This window comes from Allobosea spartocytisi (assembly GCF_014764685.1).
GTDB classification, from domain to species: domain Bacteria; phylum Pseudomonadota; class Alphaproteobacteria; order Rhizobiales; family Beijerinckiaceae; genus Allobosea; species Allobosea spartocytisi.
In genome coordinates, this window is sequence record NZ_JACXWY010000001.1 from 59,916 (window position 1) to 80,887 (window position 20,972).

The window sequence follows — 20,972 nt, forward strand, 5'->3', positions numbered from 1 at the left end:
ACGCACACACACACAGATCTCGCGGATCGCTTCGCGCGCACGCCGGATGCCGCGGAAGGTCCGCGCCTCCCCCGCCCCTCTCCTCGATCTCGACGTGACCCGGCAGGGCCTGACCCGTGCCCCCTTGGCCGCCTCCATCGGAACCGGGCCGAAAGGGTTGAGGGAACGTTCGGCATTCGTGCCGCAAAGCCGGAAGCTTCAGATGAAGATGCCGGAAAGGCTCCACTTTGCAGCGGGAACTGCGGCGCGCCGCGGACCATCTTCAGCCAGGTGGGAGCGCGGCATCGAAGGGAATGGCTCGCCTGGGAAAGCGAGCGCGCCGGCGATCCCCAACTGGCCGGAAACGTCTTCGAGAAGCTTGCACCCATCATGCCATCGACCATCCCCCAGGGGCTGCGGAACAGAGCCGACGACGCGATCCTGACGGCTTTCTCGTCAGAACATCTCGAAGGAGCGCTCAAGCTGTCGCAGGAAATGTCCTGGCCCTACCGGCTCGAAGACTGGGCCTTTGCCATGACGCTGGGCCAGGGCTTCGCCATGGTGCGCGGCGGCGAGGTGATCGGAACGGCCGCCTGGTTCCCCCATGGCGAGGCCTTCGCGACGATCGGCATGATCATCGTCTCCGGCAAGGCTCAGGGACACGGCTTCGGCGCCCGACTGATGGACGCGCTCCTGGCTGCGGCGGGAACGCGGACCCTTCTCCTGAATTCCACGACGCAGGGGCGGCCGCTCTACGAGCGGCGCAGCTTCCGGCCCGTCGGCATCATCCACCAGCACCAGGGCGTCCCGAAAGGTCGCCACAAGGCGCCGCCGGTCGATCTCGTCCGCCCGTTGCAGCCATCCGACTTCGACGCCGTCGCCCGCCTCGATCGCCAGGCGACCGGTTCCGAGAGGCGGACACTTCTGCGGCTGCTCGTCGAGGCCGGCGAGGCGCAGGTCCTTCTCCGCGACGGCGAGGTGGCCGGCTATGTGATCAGCCGCCGCTTCGGCCGCGGACACGTCGTCGGCCCCGTGGTCGCGCAGACGCCCCCCGAGGCGCGCCTTCTGATCGAAGCGGCGCTGGCCCGTCTCGAAGGGTGTTTCGTTCGCATCGATACCGCCGCAACCGACGAGCTGTCGCCCTGGCTCGAAGAGATCGGCCTCTCGCTGGTCAGCGATGCGCTCACCATGATCCGCGGCACCCTGCCGCCGACCGGGCCGGCGCGTGTCTTCGCCTTGTCCAACCAGTCGTTCAATTAGGAGCATCGGAATGCCGCCATCCGACGCCACCACGCTCGACACTCTGGAAACACCAGCGCTCGTTCTCGACGCATCCCGGCTCGACCGCAATCTCGCCCGCCTCGCGGCGCGCATGGCCGAACAGGGCGTCGCGCTGCGTCCGCACATGAAGACGGCCAAGTCCATCGACGTCGCAAGCCGGGCGTTTCCGAACGGACCCGGCCCGATCACCGTCTCCACCCTGGCTGAAGCGGAGTATTTCGCGGGCCACGGCTATCGCGACATGACCTATGCCGTCGGCGTCTCGCCCCATATGGCCGCACGAGCCATGCGCCTGCGCCAGGCCGGCATCGATATCAAGGTCCTGCTCGACACGCGGGAGCAGGCGGCGATCCTGGGCGAGGCCGGCCGCGCGGCGGGCGTGACGCCATCAGCCTTCATAGAGATCGACTGCGACGGCCATCGTGGCGGGCTGCTGGTCACCGGCCCCAACCTCCTCGGCGTCGCCGCGGCTCTGGATGCGGCGGGCGTCACGCTCGCGGGCGTCCTGACCCATGCCGGCGAATCCTATGCGCTGCATACACCCGAAGCGCTCGAGGCAGCGGCCGAGAACGAGCGGGCCGTCGCCGTCGAGGCCGCGCAGCGGCTGCGGGCCGCCGGGTACGAATGCCCTGTCGTCAGCGTCGGCTCGACGCCCACTGCCCATTTTGCCAAGGCGCTCGACGGCGTCACGGAAATGCGAGCCGGCGTCTACATGTTCTTCGATCTCGTGATGCATGGCGTCGGGGTCTGCACGACCGACGATCTCGCGCTTTCCGTCCTCGCCACCGTGATCGGGAAGCGGCCGGAAAAGGGCTGGATCATGGTCGATGCCGGCTGGATGGCTCTGTCGCGAGACCGCGGCACGGCGGCCCAGCGCGTCGACCAGGGCTATGGGATCGTTTGCGATCTCGACGGCAGACCCTACCCCGATCTGATCGTAGCCCATGCCAGCCAGGAACATGGCACGCTGGTGATCCGCTCCGGCTCCTCGCAGGCGCTGCCTGACCTGCCCGTCGGCGCCAAGGTCCGGATCATGCCCAACCATGCCTGCGCCACCGGTGCACAGCATGAGCGCTATCACGTCGTCTTCGGACCCGCGAGAGCGATCGCTGCCGAGTGGCCGCGGATGCGCGGCTGGTAGGCGCTGCAGCCCGCAACCCGTCTTCCACTTCGAGAGAGACCAGGGTCCGATGAAGCTCACATCCTACTGGTTGGATACGTCGATCCCCTTCTCGGGCGGTGCCGAAGGGCCGGTTCAAGGCCGCTATGACGTCGCCGTGATCGGCGGCGGCCTGACCGGCTCTTCCGCCGCCCTGGCGCTCGCGAAGAAGGGCGCGCGGGTGATCCTGCTGGAAGCCGAGACGATCGGCCATGCCGCCTCGGGGCGCAATGGCGGCATGTGCAACAACGGCTTCGCGCAGGATTACGGCATCATGTCGCAAAGGCTCGGCCATGAAACGGCCGACCGCCTCTACCGTGCCTTCGATGCAGGGGTGGACACTGTCGAGCGCCTCGTTGCCGAGGAGGGCATCGACTGCAGCTTCGCCCGCGTCGGCAAGATCAAGCTCGCGGCCAAGCCAGAGCACTACGACAAGCTGGCGCGGGCCCAGGAACTTCTCGCCGCCCATGTCGATCCCGATACCGAGATGGTGAGCCGCGCGAACCTCGCCTCCGAGGTCGGCTCCGGGCGCTACTATGGCGGCCTGATCTATCGCAAGAGCGCCAGCATCCATATCGGCCGCTTCGTGCGCGGCCTCGCAGAAGCCGCGGCGCGGCGTGGCGTCACGATCCATGAGCGCACGCCGATGATCGGGCTGAAGCCGGCTCCTGGCGGTGGCCACGTCGTCGCGACGTCGAAGGGAGACGTCACCGCCCGGCAGGTGCTGCTGGCCAGCGGCATCTCGCAGGCCGGCCCGCTGGGCTGGGTGCGCCGCCGGATCGTACCCGTCGGGGCGTTCCTGATCGTGACGGAGCCGTTGCCTGTCGACCTTCTCGACAAGCTGACGCCGCGCCGCCGTAACGCGGTCGATACCAGGAACCTCGTCAACTATTTCCGGACGACCCCCGACAACCGCCTGTTGTTCGGCGGCCGGGCGCGCTTCGCCGTATCCAACCCGGCATCCGACGAGAAGAGCGGCGCGATCCTGCGCGCCGCGCTGAACGACGTCTTTCCCGCGCTGCGTGACGCGCGCATCGACTATTGCTGGGGCGGCATGGTCGACATGACGCGTGACCGCCTCCCGCGCGCCGGCGAGCGTGACGGTGTCTACTACTCGATGGGCTACAGCGGCCACGGCACGCAGATGTCGACGCTCATGGGCACCATCATGGCCGAGGTCATGGACGGGCGTGCCGAGCTGAACCCGTGGAAGGACTTCGCCTGGCCGGCCATTCCCGGCCATTTCGGCAAGCCCTGGTTCCTGCCGCTCATCGGTGCCTATTACCGGATCAAGGACCGTTTCCAATGAGCCATGCCGTGCAGCATCTCAGGGAGAGCGGGCATCTCGGCCGCTTCTACATCGACGGCGGCTGGCGCGAGCCCGATGGTCAGGATCGAGCCTGCGTCATCAACCCCGCAACCGAGACGGCGATCGCGGAGATTCCGCTCGGCAGTTCAGGGGACGTCGAGGCCGCGGTCTCCGCGGCCCGCCGCGCTTTTTCCGGCTGGTCCCGGACAGAGCCTGCGACACGCGCCGCGCTTCTCAGCCGCGTCCATGCGCTCCTGCTGGAACGAGCGGAGCTGATCGCGCAGGCGCTCACCGCCGAAATGGGTGCGGCCATCACCTATGCGCGCCGGGCACAGGTTCCCCTCGCCGCCGAGCATCTGCGCGTGGCGCGAGACAATCTGGCGGACTTCGCCTTCGTCTCGCAGCGCGGCAGCACCGCGATCCTGCGCGAGGCGATCGGCGTCTGTTCCCTGATCACGCCGTGGAACTGGCCGCTCTATCAGATCACCGCCAAGGTCGGCCCGGCGCTGGCCGCAGGCTGCACGGTCGTCCTCAAACCCAGCGAGCTGTCGCCCCTGAGCGCGCTCCTCTTCGCCGAACTCATGGACGAGGCCGGCTGCCCGCCCGGTGTGTTCAACCTCGTCAACGGAACGGGACCGGTGGTCGGCGAGGGTCTCGCCTCGCATCTCGAGGTCGACATGGTCTCGATCACCGGCTCGACGCGGGCGGGCGTCCTCGTGGCGCAGGCGGCCGCTCCGACGGTCAAGAGGGTCGCGCAGGAACTCGGCGGCAAGTCGCCCAATATCGTGCTGCCCGATGCCGATCTCGCCCGGTGCGTACCGCTGGGCGTCGCAGCGGCCATGCGCAATCTCGGCCAGTCCTGCAGCGCGCCGACACGGATGCTGGTCCCCCGTGACCGCCTCCGCGATGTCGAGGCGCTGGCCACGGCCGCCGCCGGCGAATTCGTCGTGGGCGATCCCCTGCTGGAGGCGACGACGCACGGGCCCATCGCGAACCGCGCCCAGTTCGAGCGCGTCCAGATGATGATCGAAGCGGGCATCGGCGAAGGCGCGAAACTCGTGACGGGCGGCCCCGGCGGCCCGGCGGGCATCGCCTCGGGCTTCTACGCCCGCCCGACGATCTTTTCCGAAGTCCGCCGCGAGATGCTAATCGCGCAGGAGGAGATCTTCGGACCCGTCCTGGCCATCCTGCCCTATGACACGGTCGAGGAGGCGGTAGAGATCGCGAACGATACGGTCTACGGCCTCGGCGCCCATGTGCAGGGAACCGAGATGGACGCGGTGCGCGAAGTCGCCTCCCGGATTCGCGCCGGACAGGTTCATCTCAACGCGCCGGACTGGGATCCGAACGCCCCTTTCGGCGGCTACAAGCGTTCGGGCAATGGCCGGGAATACGGGCGCGAGGGCATGGAGGAGTATCTGGAAACGAAGGCCGTCCTCGGCTTCTACAGCTAGGACCGGGGAGCGGAGACGGCCGCCCCCCGGCCACCACCGTTTTCGGAATAGCGGACCGCGCCACCCATCTCCCCGACGCCGCGTTCGAGTCCGTGCGCCCCGCCCTGATGGCGCGGCGCACGGGCCGGAAGGTCCGCCCGCTTGCGGCTCGGCGTCGCCGTCAGCCGTGCTCGCCCTTCACGTCGAGCGCGTCACGCAGGCCATCGCCGATGAAGTTGAAGCTCGTCACTGCGATCGTGATGGCGGCGCCTGGGATGATCGCCATCCAGGGCGCGCTGGACAGGTATTGCTGGGCACCGTTCAGCATGTTGCCCCAGCTCGGCAGCGGGGGCTGGATGCCGTAACCCAGGAAACTGATATAGGCCTCCAGCAAGATCGCCCGTGCAACGGTGAGCGACGCCGCGACGGTGATGGGGCCCATCGCGTTCGGAAGGATTTCCCGGAACATGATGTGCACGGAGCTGAGCCCGAGCATGCGGCCGGCCAGCACGAATTCGCGTTCGCGCAGCGACCGGACTTCCGCCTCCACGATACGGGCCACCTCCATCCATTTGGTGACCGCGATGATGACGACGATCATCAGCGGACTGGGCTGAAGGGCGGCCGAGAGCGCAAGCACGAGGAAGATGGACGGAAAGGCGAGGAAGCCGTCCACGGTTCGCATCAGCGCGGCACCGAGCCAGCCGCCGCGGTACCCGGCGATGACGCCGACGACCGTGCCGACGACGACCGACAGAAGCATCGCCGAGAAGCCGACGAGGAGCGAGACCCGGCCGGCGACGAAGAGCCGGGCAGCCAGGTCACGGCCGAGCGGGTCCGTGCCGAGAATGTGCGAGCCCGTCAGGGGCGGCGCGAAGCGCGCCCGCAGGTCGATCTGAAGGATGTCGTAGGGCAGGAGCCACGGCCCCACGACACAGGCCACGGTGAGGGCCGTGATCATCACGAGACCGAGCAACGCCAGGGGATGCTGCGCGAAACGCCGCGCGACGCGGCTTTGCCACCAGCGGCTCGGGCGATCGCGCAGAGCGAGGGTGTTCATTGTCGTTGTTCCTCGACCAGTTGCACGCCGCTCAGGCCAGTCGGATCCGCGGATCGACGAAGGCGATCACGATGTCGGCGATCAGATTTCCGAGAATGACGATGATGGCCGAGAAGATCAGGAGGCCCATCACCACCGGATAGTCGCTGTAGCTCAGGCTATCCAGGAACAGCCGCCCCATGCCCGGCCATGTGAAGACGGTCTCGGTCACGAGCGCGCCGGTCAGGATGCTGGGCAATTGCACGCCCGCCAATGCGATCATCGGCAGCAGGGCGTTTCCGACGACATGCTTCATCAGCACGCGCCGCTCGCTCGCGCCCTTCGCACGCGCCGTCTTTACGAAATCCTGGCTGATCGCATCGAGCGTCGCGGTTCGCATGTAGCGGCTCCAGATCGCGACATGCACGAGCGACAGCACCACGCTCGGCATGATCAGATGATGCGCGTAGTCCAGCACCGAGCCGTCGCCGATCGTGTACATGTTGCCCGCCGGCAGCCAGCCGAGCTTCAGCGTGAAGAAATAGATCCCGATCAGGCCGAACCAGAAGGTCGGAATCGACAGCGCGATCATGGCACCGATCGTCGCGAGATAGTCGAAGACCGAATGGCGGTGCGTGGCACCCCGGATTCCGATCCAGCTCCCGAGCGCGATCGCGATCACCGTCGACGTTCCCATCAACAGGAACGTCGCGAAGATGTGGCGCCCGATGACGGACAGCACCGCGGACCCGTCGCGGAAGGATTTTCCCCAATCGCCCTGCAGAAGCCGCCAGGCCCAGTCGAAATACTGGACCCAGAGCGGCCGATCGAGCCCCAGCTGCTGCTTCAGGCGAGCGAGATCGTCCTGGGTCATCCCGGGATCCAGGCCGTACTGCGCCATCGGCCCACCCGGCATCAGGCTGAGGGTGGCGAAGCCGATCAGCGAGACGATCACGAGCAGCACGGCGCTCTGGAACAGGCGATGAAGCAGGAAACCACGCATCGCGCCCTCCTCAATGTCGTTGGCCGTCAGGGGCGTCGCTCGCCGATGTCAGCGAGCGACGCGGGGGGCAGTTCAGCTCATCCAGTACCAATGCGCCGAATCCCAGGATTCGGTGCGCGTGTTGGGATTGGCCTGAAAGCCCTGGATCTTCTTCTTGCGACCGTAGCCGGCCTCGGTCTGGTAGATCGGCATGAAGGGCAGATCCCGCCGCACGAGTTCCTGGATCTTGTTGTAAATCGGGCGGCGCGCCTCCGGATCGAAGGTGCGGGTGCCCTGTTCGAGGAGCGCGTCCACCTCGGGGTTGACGTATTGGGCATTGTTCGAGCCGCGCCCGCCCTTGGCCGGGATGGCCTTGGAGCTGAAGCGGTTGGTGACGTCGGGATCCGCGCCGATCAGGAAGGTGATGCCGACGATCGCCGTGTCGAATTGCGACTGCTGCCAGAAATCGCCCCAGATCACCGCCGCGGGAAGGTTCGAGATCTTCATCTCGATGCCGATCTCGGCGAGGCTCTGCTTGACGAACTGCTGGAGCTGCTCGCGCAGCTGATCGCCGGCCGTCGTCGAATTCGCGAAGGACAGCTTAACGCCGTCCTTGGCGCGAATTCCGTCCGACCCCTTCTTCCAGCCGGCATCTTCCAGCATCTTGGCCGCCTTCTTGAGGTCGAATTCCTGGACCGGCAGGTTCGGATTGTAATAGGCGGACTGCTTGGGCATGAAGGTCTCGGTCGGAGCCGGCATGCCGTAATAGAGGGCATCGATGATCGACTTGCGATCGATGGCCGTATAGATCGCCTGCCTGACGACGAGTTCCTTGAACTGCGGCCGGTCGAGATTGAAGTAGATCGACTCGATATTCGACCGGAGCACCTTCTCGACGGCGAGGTTGGGAAGTTTCTTGGCCTCCTCGAAATAGTTCGCCGGAATGTACTGCTGGCCGATCATGTCGATATCGCCGCTTTTCAGTTGCGTGTAGAGCACCGTCGAGTCGGGGATGTATTTGAAGATCAGCCGCTCGAGATAGGGCCCCTCGCCGAAATAATCGGGGTTGGCCACCAGCTCGACATGATCGCCGGCGACGCGCTTGCCGAATTTAAAGGCGCCGGTTCCGATCGGAGCACGGTTGAAGGCCGCATTGTTGACGTCCGCCTCTCCGTCGAAGGCGTGCTTCGGGACGATGAAGGTCTCCGTCAGGAAGGACAGATAGGGCGCGAAGGGCTGCTCCATACGCCACTGGATCTCGGTCGGGGACACGATCGTGATGTCGCGGACCAGCGCGTGTCCAAGCGTACGCCAGCTGCGGAACTTCGGATTGACGATCAGTTCGAGCGTGAACTTGACGTCCTCGGCGGTGAACGGCTTGCCGTCATGCCAGCGCACATTGTCCCGCAGCTTCACGCGCCATTGCAGGCCGTCCTGCGAAATCCCGCCATTCTGCTGGCTGGGCACCTCGCGCGCGAGGTTGGGCTGGATCACGCCTTTCGGATCGACCCGGAACAGGGCGTCGAACAGCGAGAAGTGCACGCCGTCGTCAACCTCGATCTTGACCATCAGCGGGTTGAGGACGGTCGGCTCCTGCGACATGCCCACGACGACGCGGCCGGCGGGCTTCTGCGGCGGGGTCTGGCCGAAGGCCGGGCGACCCAGAAGATTCGGAGCCGCGAGGCCGAGGCCGCCGATGGCGGCCAGGCGCATGGCATCGCGACGCGACCATCCGGCCTTGGTATCAATCGGTTTCGTCATCTGTCGTTTCCCTCTTTTGGTTGCTTGGTTGTCAGCCCGCCAAGGCGATCCGGCCGCCCCCGTCTGGCCTTTCGCCGGGGATGGCGGCGACCAGTTCGCGGGTGTAGGCGGAAGTCGGGTCCAGGAAGATCTGCGAGGGCTGCCCCCGCTCGACGATCTTGCCCTTGTGCATGACCACGATCTCGTCGCAGATCTGGCTCGCGACACGCAGGTCATGCGTGATGAAGACCATCGAGACGCCGGTTTCGCGCTGGATGTCATCGAGAAGCTTCAGGATCTGGGCCTGGATCGAGACGTCGAGCGCCGAGACGGCCTCGTCGGCCACGAGCAGCTTCGGCCTGAACATCAAGGCCCGGGCGATGCCGATACGTTGCCGCTGCCCGCCGGAGAATTCGTGCGGATAGCGATCGAACGCTCCACCATCGAGACCGACGCGCTTCAAGAGCGCGCGGGCCTCGTCCCTGGCCTCGGCATAGGGCGTGCCATGCGCGACGGGTCCGACCGTCAGTATCCGGCCGATCGTGGAACGCGGGTTCAGCGAAGCCGAAGGGTCCTGGAACACCATCTGGATCCGGGGCCGCAGCCGCCGGAACTCCGGTTCCGGCATCCTCGCGATGTCGGTCCCCTCGAAGACGATCCGCCCCCCGTCGCTGTCCATCAGCTTGAGCAGCAGCCGGCTGAGCGACGACTTGCCCGAGCCGCTTTCGCCGACGATGCCCAGCGTCTGCCCGGCCGCCAGATCGAAGGACACCTCGTTGACCGCCGCGACCTCGCGCAGGGTCCCCATGAACGCACTGCCGCTGCGGTAGGTTTTGAGCAGGCCCTCGACCTTCAGGACCGGCTCGCTCGCGGCGACATCGAGCGCCGGGCGGTTCTGGCCCGTCAGATGCGGGACCGCGGCGATCAGACGCTGCGTATAGGGATGGCTCGGCGTCTTGAGCACCTTGTCCGCGCTGCCCTGCTCGACGATCTGCCCCTTCTCCATCACGACGACGCTGTCGGCGATCTCCGACACGACGCCGAAATCATGGGTGATGAACATCACGCTCATGTTCTTGCGGCGCTGGATGTCCCGGATCAGCTTGAGGATCTGGGCCTGGGTCGTCACGTCCAAGGCGGTCGTCGGCTCGTCCGCGATCAGGATGGAGGGCTCCAGGGCGAGCGCCATCGCGATCATGACCCGCTGGCGCTGCCCGCCCGACAATCTGAACGGATATTGCTGATAGGTGAGCTCCGGGCTCGGCAGGCCGACTTCGGTCAGGAGTTCGAGCGTGCGTTCGCGCCGCGTCTGCGGCGTTCCGACCCCGTGCACCGCCAGAACCTCGTCAACCTGTTGGCCCACCGTCATCAGCGGATTCAAGGCGGACAACGGATCCTGGAAGATCATCGAGACGACCCTGCCCCGGATCTCGCGGAGCCTGTCGGGCGGCAGGCCGACGATATTCTGTCCTTCGAGCAGGATCTCGCCGGCCGCCACACGGATAGACCGAGGAAGAAGCCCCATGACGGCATTGGCGGAAACCGATTTGCCGGAACCGGATTCCCCGATGATGCAGAGGATTTGACCGCGTCTCAGATCGAACGAAACGTCGCTGACGGCGTGCGCCCGCTCCATATTGCGCGGCAGACTGAGCGTCAGGCCGCGAATCGCAAGCGCGACATCTTGGGCAGCCCCAGTCGTTTTGCCAGCGCTCATGGGGCTGCGGCTCCTTTCAGGACGTTGCGATCGAGACAGCTCGTAATTGCCGATCCCCCATGGTCACCCAACCGCTCCGGCAGAATTTGTCGAAAGGGCCAACCTCAACAGCAGAAAGCATCGCCAGAACGACGACCGGCAGAGTTATGCGACGCGCCCTTATCCGCCGAAGCACGCGCTGGCGGCGGTGCAGGCTCTGCTGTCACGATTTCTCGGGAATCAGTGCGGGCAACGGGCCATCATCGCGCATCGCAGAGGCGCACCCATCTTCAGGCCTGCCCGGTCTCAAGGCGACCACCAAGGCCGGACGCGGCAACAGGCACGGCGGCCCTGCCCCGGACCATGCTGCCGGCTTTATCCGCCGGTCAGCGCCAGCTGCATCTTTCGCGCCTCGAAGGGCTGCCGCAGGACGATCCGGTTCGAGAACTTGATGATGCCGATGTCGAGCTCAAGGAGATTGTCGAGGATCGCACTGAAATCGGCGATGCTCGGGGCGACAATCTTGAGGATGTAGTCGCATCCGCCGGTCACGTTGTAGCACTCGATAATCTCCGGGCAGCGCTCGGCCGCCGCCTCGAACAGCCGGAAACTGTCGCGCCGATGCTCGCTGATGGTGATTTCGGTGAAGGCCGTGATGAAATGACCCAGCCGGGCAAGGTCGATCACGGCATCGAAGCCGCGGATCACGCCGGATTCCTGCAGGCGTTTCATCCGGGCGAGGCAAGGGCTCGGCGTCAGCCCGACCGCCGCGGCCAGCTCGACATTCGAGCAATGGCCATTGCGCTGAAGGTGATCGAGGATCTTAAGGTCGAACCGGTCGAGTGAAACGAGAGATCCCATGGCTCGATGATAGTCCTGGAGCGAGCGGCGTACCAGAAACAGTCCGGCGACGATGGGGCTGGTTCGGAAGACGGCCCCGGTTCAGGCGGGGCAGGAGGCGACCGCAGCCTGGAGCGAAACGAGAAAACGGTCCACGTGCTCCGCCTGGCAGACCAGCGGGGGACGGACCTTGAGCGTGTCCTCGTTTGCCCCGGTGGTGCTGATCAGCACGCCGTCATCGCGCATCGCGTTGACGACATCGAGTGCCATGGCGCGCCGCTGCGATGCAGACATGCCGTCATGGCCGATGTCGATGCCGAAGAACAGACCGGCATGGCGAACCGCCAGAATGCCGCTCGACGCGCCCGCGATCCGCTGCAGACCCTGGCTCAGCCGCTCGCCCATGGCGACGACGCTGTCGAGGATGCGATCGCGCTGCAGGATCGTGAGAACCGCGTCGGCTGTCGCGATGCCGACGGTGTTTCCGGCGAATGTATTGGAATAGCGGGCGGTGGCGCCGAAGCGATCCATGGCCGCATGCCGGCCGACGACCCCGCCGATCGGAAAGCCGTTGCCCATCGGCTTGCCGAGGGTGACCAGATCCGGCACCACGGCGTGCCGCTCGAAGCCCCACATATGATGGCCCGTTCGCCCGAAGCCGGGCTGAACCTCGTCGGCGATGAAGAGCCCGCCCGCCTCTCGCACCGCCGCGATGGCACCCGCAATGAACCCCGGCGGATCGATCCAGACGCCGTCGCTCGAGAAGATGCTGTCGATCAGGATGGCCGCGACGCCGATTCCGCGCCGGTCGAGATCCTTGATCGCGGCTCTCACCTGCGCCTCGAAGAATGCCGGCGCCTCCGCTTCCGCGACGCCGGCAGGCCCGGGCAGCGCGACCATGCGCACCGAGGGGCTGAGCTTGACCGCCTCGCCGAGATTCGGCGAGACCATCGCGGCGGCGGCGCTCGTGCCATGATAGGCGTAGGACGAGACGATGACGCCATCATTGCCGCTGACCAGCCGCGCGATCCTCAAGGCGAGATCGTTGGATTCGCTGCCCGTGCAGGTGAAGACGACGCGGTCGAGCTCCGTCGGGAATGTCGCGACCAGCCGCTCGGCATAATCGACCAGCCTCGGCTCGAGATAGCGGGTATTGGCGCTGATGCGCCCGGCCTGCTCGGCCATCGCCGCATTGACCTCGGGATTGCAGTGCCCGAGCGAGGGGACGTTGTTGTAGAAATCGAGATAGGCGCGGCCGTCGGGGTCGTACAGCCACATTCCCTCGCCCCGGACGAAGTGAACGGGGCGCCGATATTGAAGGCGATAGGACGAGCCGAGCACCTTGTCGCGGCGAGCGATCAGACCCGCCTCGCGCTCTGCGAGATCGGCTTCGCCGGGCATGTAGCGGTTCGGCATGAGATCGACGGACATCCGTTTGGCCTATCACATGGCAAGAGGGTTGGGAGCGGGAAGCAGCGAAACGACTGCGACGACGGCTGACGGCGCGGCCTCCCCGGGTGTCATGAGGAAGCCGCTTCGGCAACGATCGTCCGCGCGGCCTCCCTATCGAGGCGGGACAGGATCGACAGCCCATTCTCGGCTCGAGCGACGTTCTTATTGATATAGGCCGCATGCTCCGGAAAGAGGTGCGAACGCCAGGCGTTGATGAGGATCAGTGCGCTCTGGCGCGCCTTCATCAACCCGACGAGCAGATCGGTCTCGAGCGGCGAGAGCGGGCAGACCGAGGCGTATCCGGCGATCAGGCTCTCCGCGCCGCCGAGCGGCAGCGCAGGGTCGCTCACCATGTGGCTGGCCGCGATGGCGAGATCCTGGATTCGCGGTCCCCGGCAGCCATCGCCGAAATCGATGAAGGCAACACCGTCCTCGGCGAGCAGCATGTTGAACGGACTCGGATCGTTGTGCGTGACCTGCCAGTCGAGGGCGCCGATCCTGGGATCGACCGTGGCGAGATAGTCCCAAAGCGCTGCCTGGACCGCATCCGCCGTCCGGCCCGGCGCCAGATAACGCTGGAACGCGGCAAGCCGGGGCCAGCAGCCGATCTGCCACAGCACGGGCCTGTCGACGGCGGGCAGGCCGTGTGCGTCGCGCAGGGCAATGTCGAGATGAGCCAGCGCCTCTCCCGCATCTCGAGCCGCTTCGGGAGACATCGGCGTCTGGCGGAGGGGCTGGCCCGCGAGCCGGGTCTGAAGATAGCCGGACAACCCGTCCTGCCGGAACATCAAGTCGCCCCGAACGGTCCGGATCACCTGCGGCGAGAGGAAACCATGCGACTTCTCGACCGCGCTGATCGCGGCGGACTGGAAGCGAAAGCTGTCGATCGCCTCGATCCGGGGCGATGCCTTCAGGATCAGCCGACGGGAATCGGGAAGGAGGACCTCGGCGGTGCTCTCGACCTCCGACGACAGCAGCTCGATGCGCCCGCTCAGCCCGTAATGGCGCATCAGAACCTCGGCCAGAAGACCGTCGTCGAGCGCGACGGGAGCCGTGGCGAGAACGGCCGCGGCCGCGTCGAAATAGGCGTCGCGCCCGCCTGCCGGCGCCGAACTGCGTTCTACGGCCGTCTGCCGGTCGGCCTCATCGGAAGCCGGCGAGCCGGGCGCCGTCCTCATGACGGCCTCGCAATCGTGGGCAATGCTCGACCTCGCCTGAAGGATGGTTCGCACATCCATTTTGATAAGGTCGTAACGCTCGCAAGAACTGCCGAAATCGCGGCCTCGCGAGCGCAAAATTCCGCTCCGACCCAGGCTTCGGCAGAATGTTCGGCCCGGCGACGCGCGGCCGGAGGCAACCAAGACACCGACCAGTGGAGTGCGGGACATCGGCCGCCAGCAGCCCCCAATGACAGAGCTGCGGCCTAGTAGCTGATTCGGCCGTCGATGATCCGGGCTTGCATTCCAAACGGTTGTTCTCCCAGCATATTTATGCCGGGCCGGCTGACGGCAGCCATGGGAAGCTTCGTGGCCATTCTGGTCGCGGAGCCGGCGAGATTGACCGATCCGGCGGCGATGGCCTGTACGCGGCTGGCCAGATCGGCGGGATCAGACTGCAACGACTGCCCGGATAGGCGCCGCCCCAGCAGGGCGATGATTTCGGGACTGTCGGCGAACGCATTATGGCCGAGCGCGTCGTTCGAGTTTGAGGCGCTGGTGTCGATCACGGTGATGCCGAGTTGCTTGATCGCATCCGCATAGGGGGCGGGATCGGCGCCTCCAACGCGGTTGACGCCGCCCGAGAGCCAGCGCGAGACTTCGAGAGCCTTGTCACTGGTCGATGTGAAGATGGTGAAGTGCGGGCGCTTCGCCCCCATCTCGATCATCTGGCGCCGGAACACGTCGACGTCGATGTCCGGCGATGCGAGAACGACGTTATCGACCTTGGTGGGAATGCTCCCCTTGCGCATGGCGACGCCTCGCAGCGCTTCCATCGCGAGCCAGGTTCCCATGGAATGCGCGAGGATCGTGATCTCGCCGACATCCGGGCTTTTCGACGCCTCGATGATCAGGTCTTCCAGGGCGCTCCGCGAATAGGTGGTGCTCTCCTTGTCGTAGAGATAGTCGAAGACATTGGCGCGCGAAGGCCAGGTGAACAGGATCGGGGCCGCCGTGATCCCGGCATCATGCTTGAGCTGGGCGAGGCGAAAGACGGCGTCAGCATAGGTGTTGTTGAAGCCGTGGACGAAGATGAGCGCCTGCCGCTTGGCGTTGCGATTCCTGCGAAACCAGTCGAGCATCTGCCGCTCGGACTGCGCCTTGCGGACGCCGAGCACCGCGAACTCCCGCTCCGGATTCGCCTCGGCCTGCGCTGGCCACTGGATCTCCCCGGCCCTGCGGTTGCGATCGGACGGGATCGAAACCTCGATGCTGTCGAAGGAGATCGCGTCGCCGCGCTCGCCGGAATAGAGCAGGCCCGGATCCTGCGCCGCCTGACGAGTCGTCACGGCGAGGATGTCGACCCGGCTGGTGTCTGCCGCAGCCGCCGACACCGGGCGGAGGACGCTTTCCTGCCGCGTCGCGCAGGCTGTGAGCAGCGCGAGGGCGGCGAAGAGCGAGACGGCCCGCACCAGGCGCAACCGGGCGGAAGCCGGGCGGCGCGGAGGACGCGGATCGGCGGCGATGCGATGCTCGATCATCTCGAACCCGGCTCCATGAGGTTGCGGCGCGCGTCGGCTCAGTGCGCCGGCGCAGGCGCGGCAGTCTCCTGCCCGGAGGTCTCGGGCTCGCCCTGCCCCTTCGGCTCCTCGAAGCGGAACCAGGCGACATAGAGCGCCGGCAGGAACAGCAGCGTCAGCACCGTTCCGACGATGATCCCGCCCATCATGGCGTAGGCCATCGGGCCCCAGAACACCTCGCGCGCGATCGGGATCAGCGCCAGGCTCGCGGCCGCTGCCGTCAGCATGATCGGGCGCATGCGGTGCTCCGTCGCCTCGACCACGGCCGACCAGCCATCCCTGCCCTCCTCGCGCAGATGCTCGATCTGGATGACGAGGATGACGGAGTTGCGGATCAGGATGCCGATCAGCGCCAGCACGCCGAGGATGGCGACGAAGCCGAGCGGCGCGCCGCTGGGCACGAGCGCGGCAACCACGCCGATCAATCCCAGAGGCGCGACGACGACCACGAGGAACAGCCGCTGGAAGCTCTGGAGCTGGATCATCAGGATCGTCGCCATCGCAAACAGCATCAGCGGGACGATCGCGACGATCGGGCCCTGGCCCTTGGCGCTCTCCTCGACCGCGCCGCCGGTGACGATCTTGTAGCCGGCGGGCAAGGTCTCGCTGATCCGGGTCAGGGCCGGGGCGAGCTGCTGGACGACGGTCGCCGGCTGCAACGCCGTCGTGACGCTCGCCTTCACCGTGACGGTCGGCAGGCGGCCGCGCCGCCAGACGACCGGCTGCTCGGATTCGTAGCGGAAATTGGCGACCGCAGCGAGCGGCACGGTTTTTCCGGCGCTGGTCTGGATCTGCAGGTTCTGCAGCGTGTCGATCGAGGAGCGCTCGTTGTCGAGCGCCCGGCCGACGACATTGATCAGATAGATGCTGTCGCGCACCTGCGTCACCGTCGCGCCGCCGACGATGCTGTTGAGCGCCGTCGCGATCGTCTCGGAGGTGATGCCGAGCTGGGCCGCCTTGTCCTGCAGCACATCGACCTTCACGACGCGGCCGGGCTCGTTCCAGTCATAGACGATGTCGCCGAGATTGGGGTTCTGCCCGAGCGTGCTCGCGACGTTCTGCGCCAGCGTCCTGACCGTCTGGATGTCGGGTCCGCTGACGCGATACTGCACCGGACGGCCCACGGGCGGGCCGATGTCGAGCAGATGCACGAAGGCGTCGGTGCCGACGAATTCGCGCGCGATGATGTCGTTGAGCTTGGCGCGCAGCCGCTCCCGCGCCGCCAGATCATGGGTCACGATGACGATCTGGCCGAAATTCGGGCTGGCAGGCTGCACATCATAGGACAGCACGAAGCGCATTGCGCCCTGGCCCACATAGGACGACCAGCGCTCGATATCCGGCTCGCCGACGAGCGCGCTCTTCTCGAAGCGGTCCATCTGGGCGCGGGTCTCGGTGATCGAGGCATTCTGCGCCACCGTCCAGTCGACGATCAGCTCGCGCCGGTCCGATGAGGGGAAGAACTGCTGCTGGACGAACCGCATGGCACCGACCGAAAGGGCGAACATCAGCACGGTCGCGGCGATGGTCAGCCATTTCCGGCGCACGCAGAGGCGCAGCAGCGCGTTGAAGGCGCGGGTGAAGCGGCCGGGCCCGTCATGATGCTGCTTCATCGTCTTGGGCAGCAGGGTGACGCCGAGCAGCGGCGCGAACAGCACCGCGACCACCCAGGAGACCAGCAGCGAGACCGCGATCACGACGAAGAGCGTGAAGGTGAATTCGCCGGCCGCGCTGCCGTTGAGGCCGACGGGGATGAAGCTCGCCACCGTCACCAGCGTGCCCGTCAGCATCGGGAAGGCGGTCGAGGTATAGACGTAGGTCGCAGCCTTGGTGAGCGTGTCGCCGACCTCGAGCCGCGCCACCATCATCTCGACCGCGATCATCGCGTCGTCGACCAGCAGGCCGAGCGCGATGATCAGCGCGCCGAGCGAGATGCGCTGCAGCGAGATGCCGAAGATCTCCATGAAGACGAATGTGATGGCGAGCACGAGCGGGATCGTCAGCGCCACGACGAGCCCGGCCCGCATGCCCAGGCTGACGAAGCTGACGATCAGCACGATCGCAACCGCCTCGAACAGCGCCTTGGTGAAGCCGCCGACGGCTTCCTCGACGATGGCAGGCTGGTCGGAGACCAGATGCACGCCGATGCCGATCGGCAATTCGTTCTCGATCTTCGTCATCTCGGCCTTCAGCGCCTCGCCGAAATGCAGGAGATTGGCGTTCGGCTTCATGCCGATGGCCAGCCCGATCGCCGGCTTGCCGTCGACGCGGAAGAGCGAAGTCGGCGGGTCGACATAGCCGCGGCTGATGGTGGCGACGTCGCCCAGGCGAAAGAAGCGGTCGTTGATCCGCAGGTTGATCGCCCGCAGGCTGTCCTCGGAGGTGAATTGCCCGCCGACGCGCACACTGATGCGCTCGCCCTTTGCCTCGATCGTGCCCGACGGCGCGATCGCGTTCTGCGCCCGGATGGTGTCGACCACGAGCTGCTGGGTCAGGCCCAGCGCCGCGATCTGGCGCGTCGAGAATTCGAGATAGATCACCTCGTCCTGCGCGCCGACGAGATCGACCTTGCCGACATTGGGCACGGTCAGAACCTTGGCGCGGACATCCTCGACATAGTCGCGCAATTGCCGCTGGCTGAAGCCGTCTGCGGTGAAGGCGTAGATGTTGCCGTAGACGTCGCCGAAATTGTCGTTGAAGCTCGGACCGACGACCCCATCGGGGAACTGGCTCTTGATGTCCCCGATCATGTTGCGGATCTTGACCCAGATCGCGGGGATGTCCTTGGCCTTGGTCGTGTCCTTGAGGTTGACGAAGATCGTCGTCTGCCCGGGCATGTTGAGGCTCTTGGCGTAGTCGAAGGAGTCGAGCTCCTCGAGCTTCTTCTCGATGCGGTCAGTGACCTGGCCGATCACGTCCTCCACGGTCGCGCCGGGCCAGCGCGCCTGGATGATCATCGTCTTGATGGTGAAATCGGGATCTTCCGCCCGGCCGAGGTTGAAATAGGAGAACAGCCCGGCGAGCGAGGCTACGATCATGAAATACCAGACGAGCGAGCGGTGCTGCAGCGCCCAATCGGAAAGGTTGAAGCGCTTCACCGGGCGGCTCCTTCATCGAACTTGACGCTCTGTCCTTCGGACAGGCTGTTGACGCCGGCGACGACGATGCGCGCGCCAGCCGTCAACTGCCCGACGATCCGGGCCTTGCCGTTGATCCGTTCCGCCACCTCGACGGCGAAGGAGCGGACCGTTCCGGTACCCGGGTCGAGCAGCCAGACGAACGTCTTGCCGTCCCGCTCGAGAAGCGCGGCGGCCGGGATGTCGAACACTGCCTGCGCCGCTGCGGGCATCGTCGGCAGCACGGTGACGGTGGCGCCCAGCCGGAAGGCATCGACGCTCTGGTCGAGCGTGATCTTGACCCGGCGCGTGCGCGTCGCGGCATCGGCCTGCGGGCCGATCTCGCGCAGCTTGCCGGTCGCGGTGACGGACGGATCCGCCTGCAGGCGGATCGCGAAGGGCTCGCCCTGGCGCAGGGAGCGCGCCGTGGCATCGGGAATATCGACGACGGCCTCCCGAATGTCGGTACGAGCGATCGTCATGACCTTCTGGCCGGCCGTGACCATCTGGCCGACCTCGGCGTTGACGCTGGTGACCACGCCGGCCTCGTCCGCCGTCAGGGCCGCATAGCCGCGCTGCTCGCGCGCCTTGTCGAGGCTGGCCTGAGCCTGCTTCACGCCGGCACTTGCAGCCTCCAGGGACTGCTTGGCGGTGTCGAGATCGGCCTGGTTCGCGATCTGCTTGGCAAACAGGGTGCTGATCCTGGCCTCGGCGGCAGAGGCGTTCGCGAGCTGCGCCTGCGCCTTGGCGAGATCAGCCTCGCTGCCGCGCACGGTAAGATCCAGCAACTGGGGATCGATCTGCGCCAGCGCCTGCCCCGGGGCGACGACGTCGCCGATATCGACCTGGCGCGAGATCAGGCGGCCGAGCACGCGAAAGCCGCGATCGGTCTGGAAACGCGGCTGGATCGTGCCCGCAAAGCCGACATCCTGGTCTTCCTGCGGCTTGACCACGACGGAAAGGACCGGGCGCGGCACCGTCTTCGCCTTGGTGGCGTCGCCCTCGGCATTGCAGCCGGCCAGCGCGCAGACGACGGCCGCTGTGGAGAGGAGAACGAGCGCGCGCCTCATTTCTTGGTCTCCTCGCGGGGCTGCGCATCCGGCAGCAGCGGCTTCACGATCTGGCCCGGCCTGAGCAATTGCGTGCCGGCCGTCACGACAATGTCGCCGGCCTCCAGCCCATCGCGGACCAGCAGCTCGCCCGTCCGGTAGCTGTCGACCGTGATCGGCCTGATCGCGGCGGCATGGCTGCGCGGGTCGACCGTCCAGACGGCGGGCTTGCCGTTCTCGGTGAAGAAGGCGCCCGCCGGCAGCGCGAAGACATTGTCGGGCTTGAACCGGCCGATTCCGGTGACGGCCGCGCCCAGGGTCATGGCGGGAGGTGGCGCGTCGATCGAAATCTTGACGCGAACGGTTCCCGTCGCGGGATCGATGGCGGGGGCGACCTCACGGACCTTGCCGGTCGCGCGCACGGCCGGATTGGAGACGAGCGCGAGCTCGATGGTGTCGTCGGCCGGGCGCTGGGCCAGGAGCCCCTCATAGACATCGAAGACCGCATCGCGCTCGCCATCGCGGGCGATGGTGAAAACCGCCTGCGCCGCCTCGACCACCTGCCCGGCCTCGGCGTTGCGCGCGACCACGACGCCCGAGGCGTCCGCGGTCAAGGACGTATAGACGAGCTGCTCCCTGGCCGTTCCCAGATTGGAGCGGGCCGCGTCGAGCGTCGCGCGGGCGGCCTGCATCGCCTGCTGGGCATTGTCGAAATTGGTCTGCGTGGTGAAACCGTTGGCGAGCAGGGATTTCTGACGCTCGAAGGCGGCCGTCGTCTGGCGCAGGGTCGCCTCGGCCGACTGGACGCCGGCCGTCATGGAGGCGAGGTCAGCCGTCTGCTCCTGCGATTCCAGCCGCGCGAGAACCTGCCCCGCCTCGACATGATCGCCGATCTCGACGAAGCGTTCGGCGATGCGGCCGGTGAAGCGGAAGGCGAGATCGCTCTGGACGCGCGCCTTCACCTCGCCCGTCAGTGCGACCGACAGGGCGTGCTGCGATGCGGATACGCGCTCGGCCTTGACGGACACCGGCGCCCGCGCAGAGGGGTTTTTCTCCTCGCCGCAGGCAGCGAGGACCATGGCAAGACCAACCAGAAGGCCGGCGGTGGATCGTCCAGGGAAGCGAAGCGGCCATCGCATCGGCATCGGTCACCCATGTCA

15 protein-coding genes are annotated in these 20,972 nt (G+C 66.6%); 4 read left to right on the top strand and 11 right to left on the bottom strand.

Annotation, left to right across the window (positions count from 1 at the left end):
• Positions 1-369: 369 nt before the first annotated feature.
• From IED13_RS00260 to IED13_RS00275, 4 genes are read left to right on the top strand one after another with little or no spacing between them, the layout of a single operon-like run.
• Entirely contained in the window at positions 370-1,239 is an 870-nt protein-coding gene (locus IED13_RS00260) for a GNAT family N-acetyltransferase (RefSeq protein WP_248312394.1), read from the top strand.
• A gap of 10 nt (positions 1,240-1,249) precedes the next feature.
• A complete protein-coding gene (locus tag IED13_RS00265) occupies positions 1,250-2,401 on the top strand; it encodes an alanine racemase (RefSeq protein ID WP_191122975.1) in 1,152 nt (383 codons plus the stop codon).
• A gap of 49 nt (positions 2,402-2,450) precedes the next feature.
• Positions 2,451-3,728, top strand: a complete 1,278-nt coding sequence (locus tag IED13_RS00270; RefSeq protein WP_191122976.1) for an NAD(P)/FAD-dependent oxidoreductase — start codon at positions 2,451-2,453, stop codon at positions 3,726-3,728.
• A complete protein-coding gene (locus IED13_RS00275) occupies positions 3,725-5,182 on the top strand; it encodes an aldehyde dehydrogenase family protein (protein WP_191122977.1) in 1,458 nt (485 codons plus the stop codon). Before IED13_RS00270 ends, IED13_RS00275 begins: the two co-directional genes overlap by 4 nt.
• A 160-nt stretch (positions 5,183-5,342) precedes the next feature.
• Here the strand turns inward: IED13_RS00275 and IED13_RS00280 are convergent, their stop codons facing one another.
• From IED13_RS00280 to IED13_RS00330, 11 genes are all read right to left on the bottom strand, one after another.
• Positions 5,343-6,221 (bottom strand): ABC transporter permease, encoded by an 879-nt coding sequence (locus IED13_RS00280; protein ID WP_038362012.1) that lies wholly within the window; start codon positions 6,219-6,221, stop codon positions 5,343-5,345.
• 31 nt (positions 6,222-6,252) lie between these two features.
• The gene (locus IED13_RS00285; RefSeq protein WP_112764150.1) at positions 6,253-7,203 is read right to left on the bottom strand and encodes an ABC transporter permease; all 951 of its coding nucleotides are present in this window, start codon (positions 7,201-7,203) and stop codon (positions 6,253-6,255) included.
• 72 nt (positions 7,204-7,275) lie between these two features.
• On the bottom strand, positions 7,276-8,943 hold the full coding sequence (locus IED13_RS00290; RefSeq protein WP_191122978.1) for a peptide ABC transporter substrate-binding protein: 1,668 nt from the start codon (positions 8,941-8,943) through the stop codon (positions 7,276-7,278).
• Positions 8,944-8,974: 31 nt separating this feature from the next.
• Positions 8,975-10,639: a dipeptide ABC transporter ATP-binding protein gene (locus tag IED13_RS00295; RefSeq protein WP_191122979.1), complete on the bottom strand. Its 1,665-nt coding sequence runs from the start codon at positions 10,637-10,639 to the stop codon at positions 8,975-8,977.
• 354 nt (positions 10,640-10,993) lie between these two features.
• Positions 10,994-11,479: an Lrp/AsnC family transcriptional regulator gene (locus tag IED13_RS00300; protein ID WP_038362002.1), complete on the bottom strand. Its 486-nt coding sequence runs from the start codon at positions 11,477-11,479 to the stop codon at positions 10,994-10,996.
• Positions 11,480-11,560: 81 nt separating this feature from the next.
• Positions 11,561-12,889: an aspartate aminotransferase family protein gene (locus IED13_RS00305; protein ID WP_191122980.1), complete on the bottom strand. Its 1,329-nt coding sequence runs from the start codon at positions 12,887-12,889 to the stop codon at positions 11,561-11,563.
• A gap of 89 nt (positions 12,890-12,978) precedes the next feature.
• On the bottom strand, positions 12,979-14,088 hold the full coding sequence (locus IED13_RS00310; protein ID WP_191122981.1) for a phosphotransferase enzyme family protein: 1,110 nt from the start codon (positions 14,086-14,088) through the stop codon (positions 12,979-12,981).
• A gap of 245 nt (positions 14,089-14,333) precedes the next feature.
• Complete coding sequence (locus IED13_RS00315; RefSeq protein ID WP_191122982.1) at positions 14,334-15,608, bottom strand: alpha/beta hydrolase; 1,275 nt, start codon at positions 15,606-15,608, stop codon at positions 14,334-14,336.
• 38 nt (positions 15,609-15,646) lie between these two features.
• Complete coding sequence (locus IED13_RS00320) at positions 15,647-18,745, bottom strand: efflux RND transporter permease subunit (RefSeq protein WP_191122983.1); 3,099 nt, start codon at positions 18,743-18,745, stop codon at positions 15,647-15,649.
• The gene (locus IED13_RS00325) at positions 18,742-19,833 is read right to left on the bottom strand and encodes an efflux RND transporter periplasmic adaptor subunit (RefSeq protein ID WP_191122984.1); all 1,092 of its coding nucleotides are present in this window, start codon (positions 19,831-19,833) and stop codon (positions 18,742-18,744) included. The genes IED13_RS00320 and IED13_RS00325 overlap by 4 nt, the downstream gene beginning before the upstream one ends.
• Positions 19,830-20,891, bottom strand: a complete 1,062-nt coding sequence (locus IED13_RS00330) for an efflux RND transporter periplasmic adaptor subunit (protein ID WP_248312395.1) — start codon at positions 20,889-20,891, stop codon at positions 19,830-19,832. The genes IED13_RS00325 and IED13_RS00330 overlap by 4 nt, the downstream gene beginning before the upstream one ends.
• Positions 20,892-20,972 lie beyond the last annotated feature (81 nt).

Coding starts and splice junctions, on each gene's coding strand:
- IED13_RS00260 (WP_248312394.1), top strand. CDS start 370: ATGCCATCGACCATCCCCCAGGGGCTGCGGAACAGAGCCGACGACGCG.
- IED13_RS00265 (WP_191122975.1), top strand. CDS start 1,250: ATGCCGCCATCCGACGCCACCACGCTCGACACTCTGGAAACACCAGCG.
- IED13_RS00270 (WP_191122976.1), top strand. CDS start 2,451: ATGAAGCTCACATCCTACTGGTTGGATACGTCGATCCCCTTCTCGGGC.
- IED13_RS00275 (WP_191122977.1), top strand. CDS start 3,725: ATGAGCCATGCCGTGCAGCATCTCAGGGAGAGCGGGCATCTCGGCCGC.
- IED13_RS00280 (WP_038362012.1), bottom strand. CDS start 6,221: ATGAACACCCTCGCTCTGCGCGATCGCCCGAGCCGCTGGTGGCAAAGC.
- IED13_RS00285 (WP_112764150.1), bottom strand. CDS start 7,203: ATGCGTGGTTTCCTGCTTCATCGCCTGTTCCAGAGCGCCGTGCTGCTC.
- IED13_RS00290 (WP_191122978.1), bottom strand. CDS start 8,943: ATGACGAAACCGATTGATACCAAGGCCGGATGGTCGCGTCGCGATGCC.
- IED13_RS00295 (WP_191122979.1), bottom strand. CDS start 10,639: ATGAGCGCTGGCAAAACGACTGGGGCTGCCCAAGATGTCGCGCTTGCG.
- IED13_RS00300 (WP_038362002.1), bottom strand. CDS start 11,479: ATGGGATCTCTCGTTTCACTCGACCGGTTCGACCTTAAGATCCTCGAT.
- IED13_RS00305 (WP_191122980.1), bottom strand. CDS start 12,889: ATGTCCGTCGATCTCATGCCGAACCGCTACATGCCCGGCGAAGCCGAT.
- IED13_RS00310 (WP_191122981.1), bottom strand. CDS start 14,088: ATGAGGACGGCGCCCGGCTCGCCGGCTTCCGATGAGGCCGACCGGCAG.
- IED13_RS00315 (WP_191122982.1), bottom strand. CDS start 15,608: ATGATCGAGCATCGCATCGCCGCCGATCCGCGTCCTCCGCGCCGCCCG.
- IED13_RS00325 (WP_191122984.1), bottom strand. CDS start 19,833: ATGAGGCGCGCGCTCGTTCTCCTCTCCACAGCGGCCGTCGTCTGCGCG.
- IED13_RS00330 (WP_248312395.1), bottom strand. CDS start 20,891: ATGGTCCTCGCTGCCTGCGGCGAGGAGAAAAACCCCTCTGCGCGGGCG.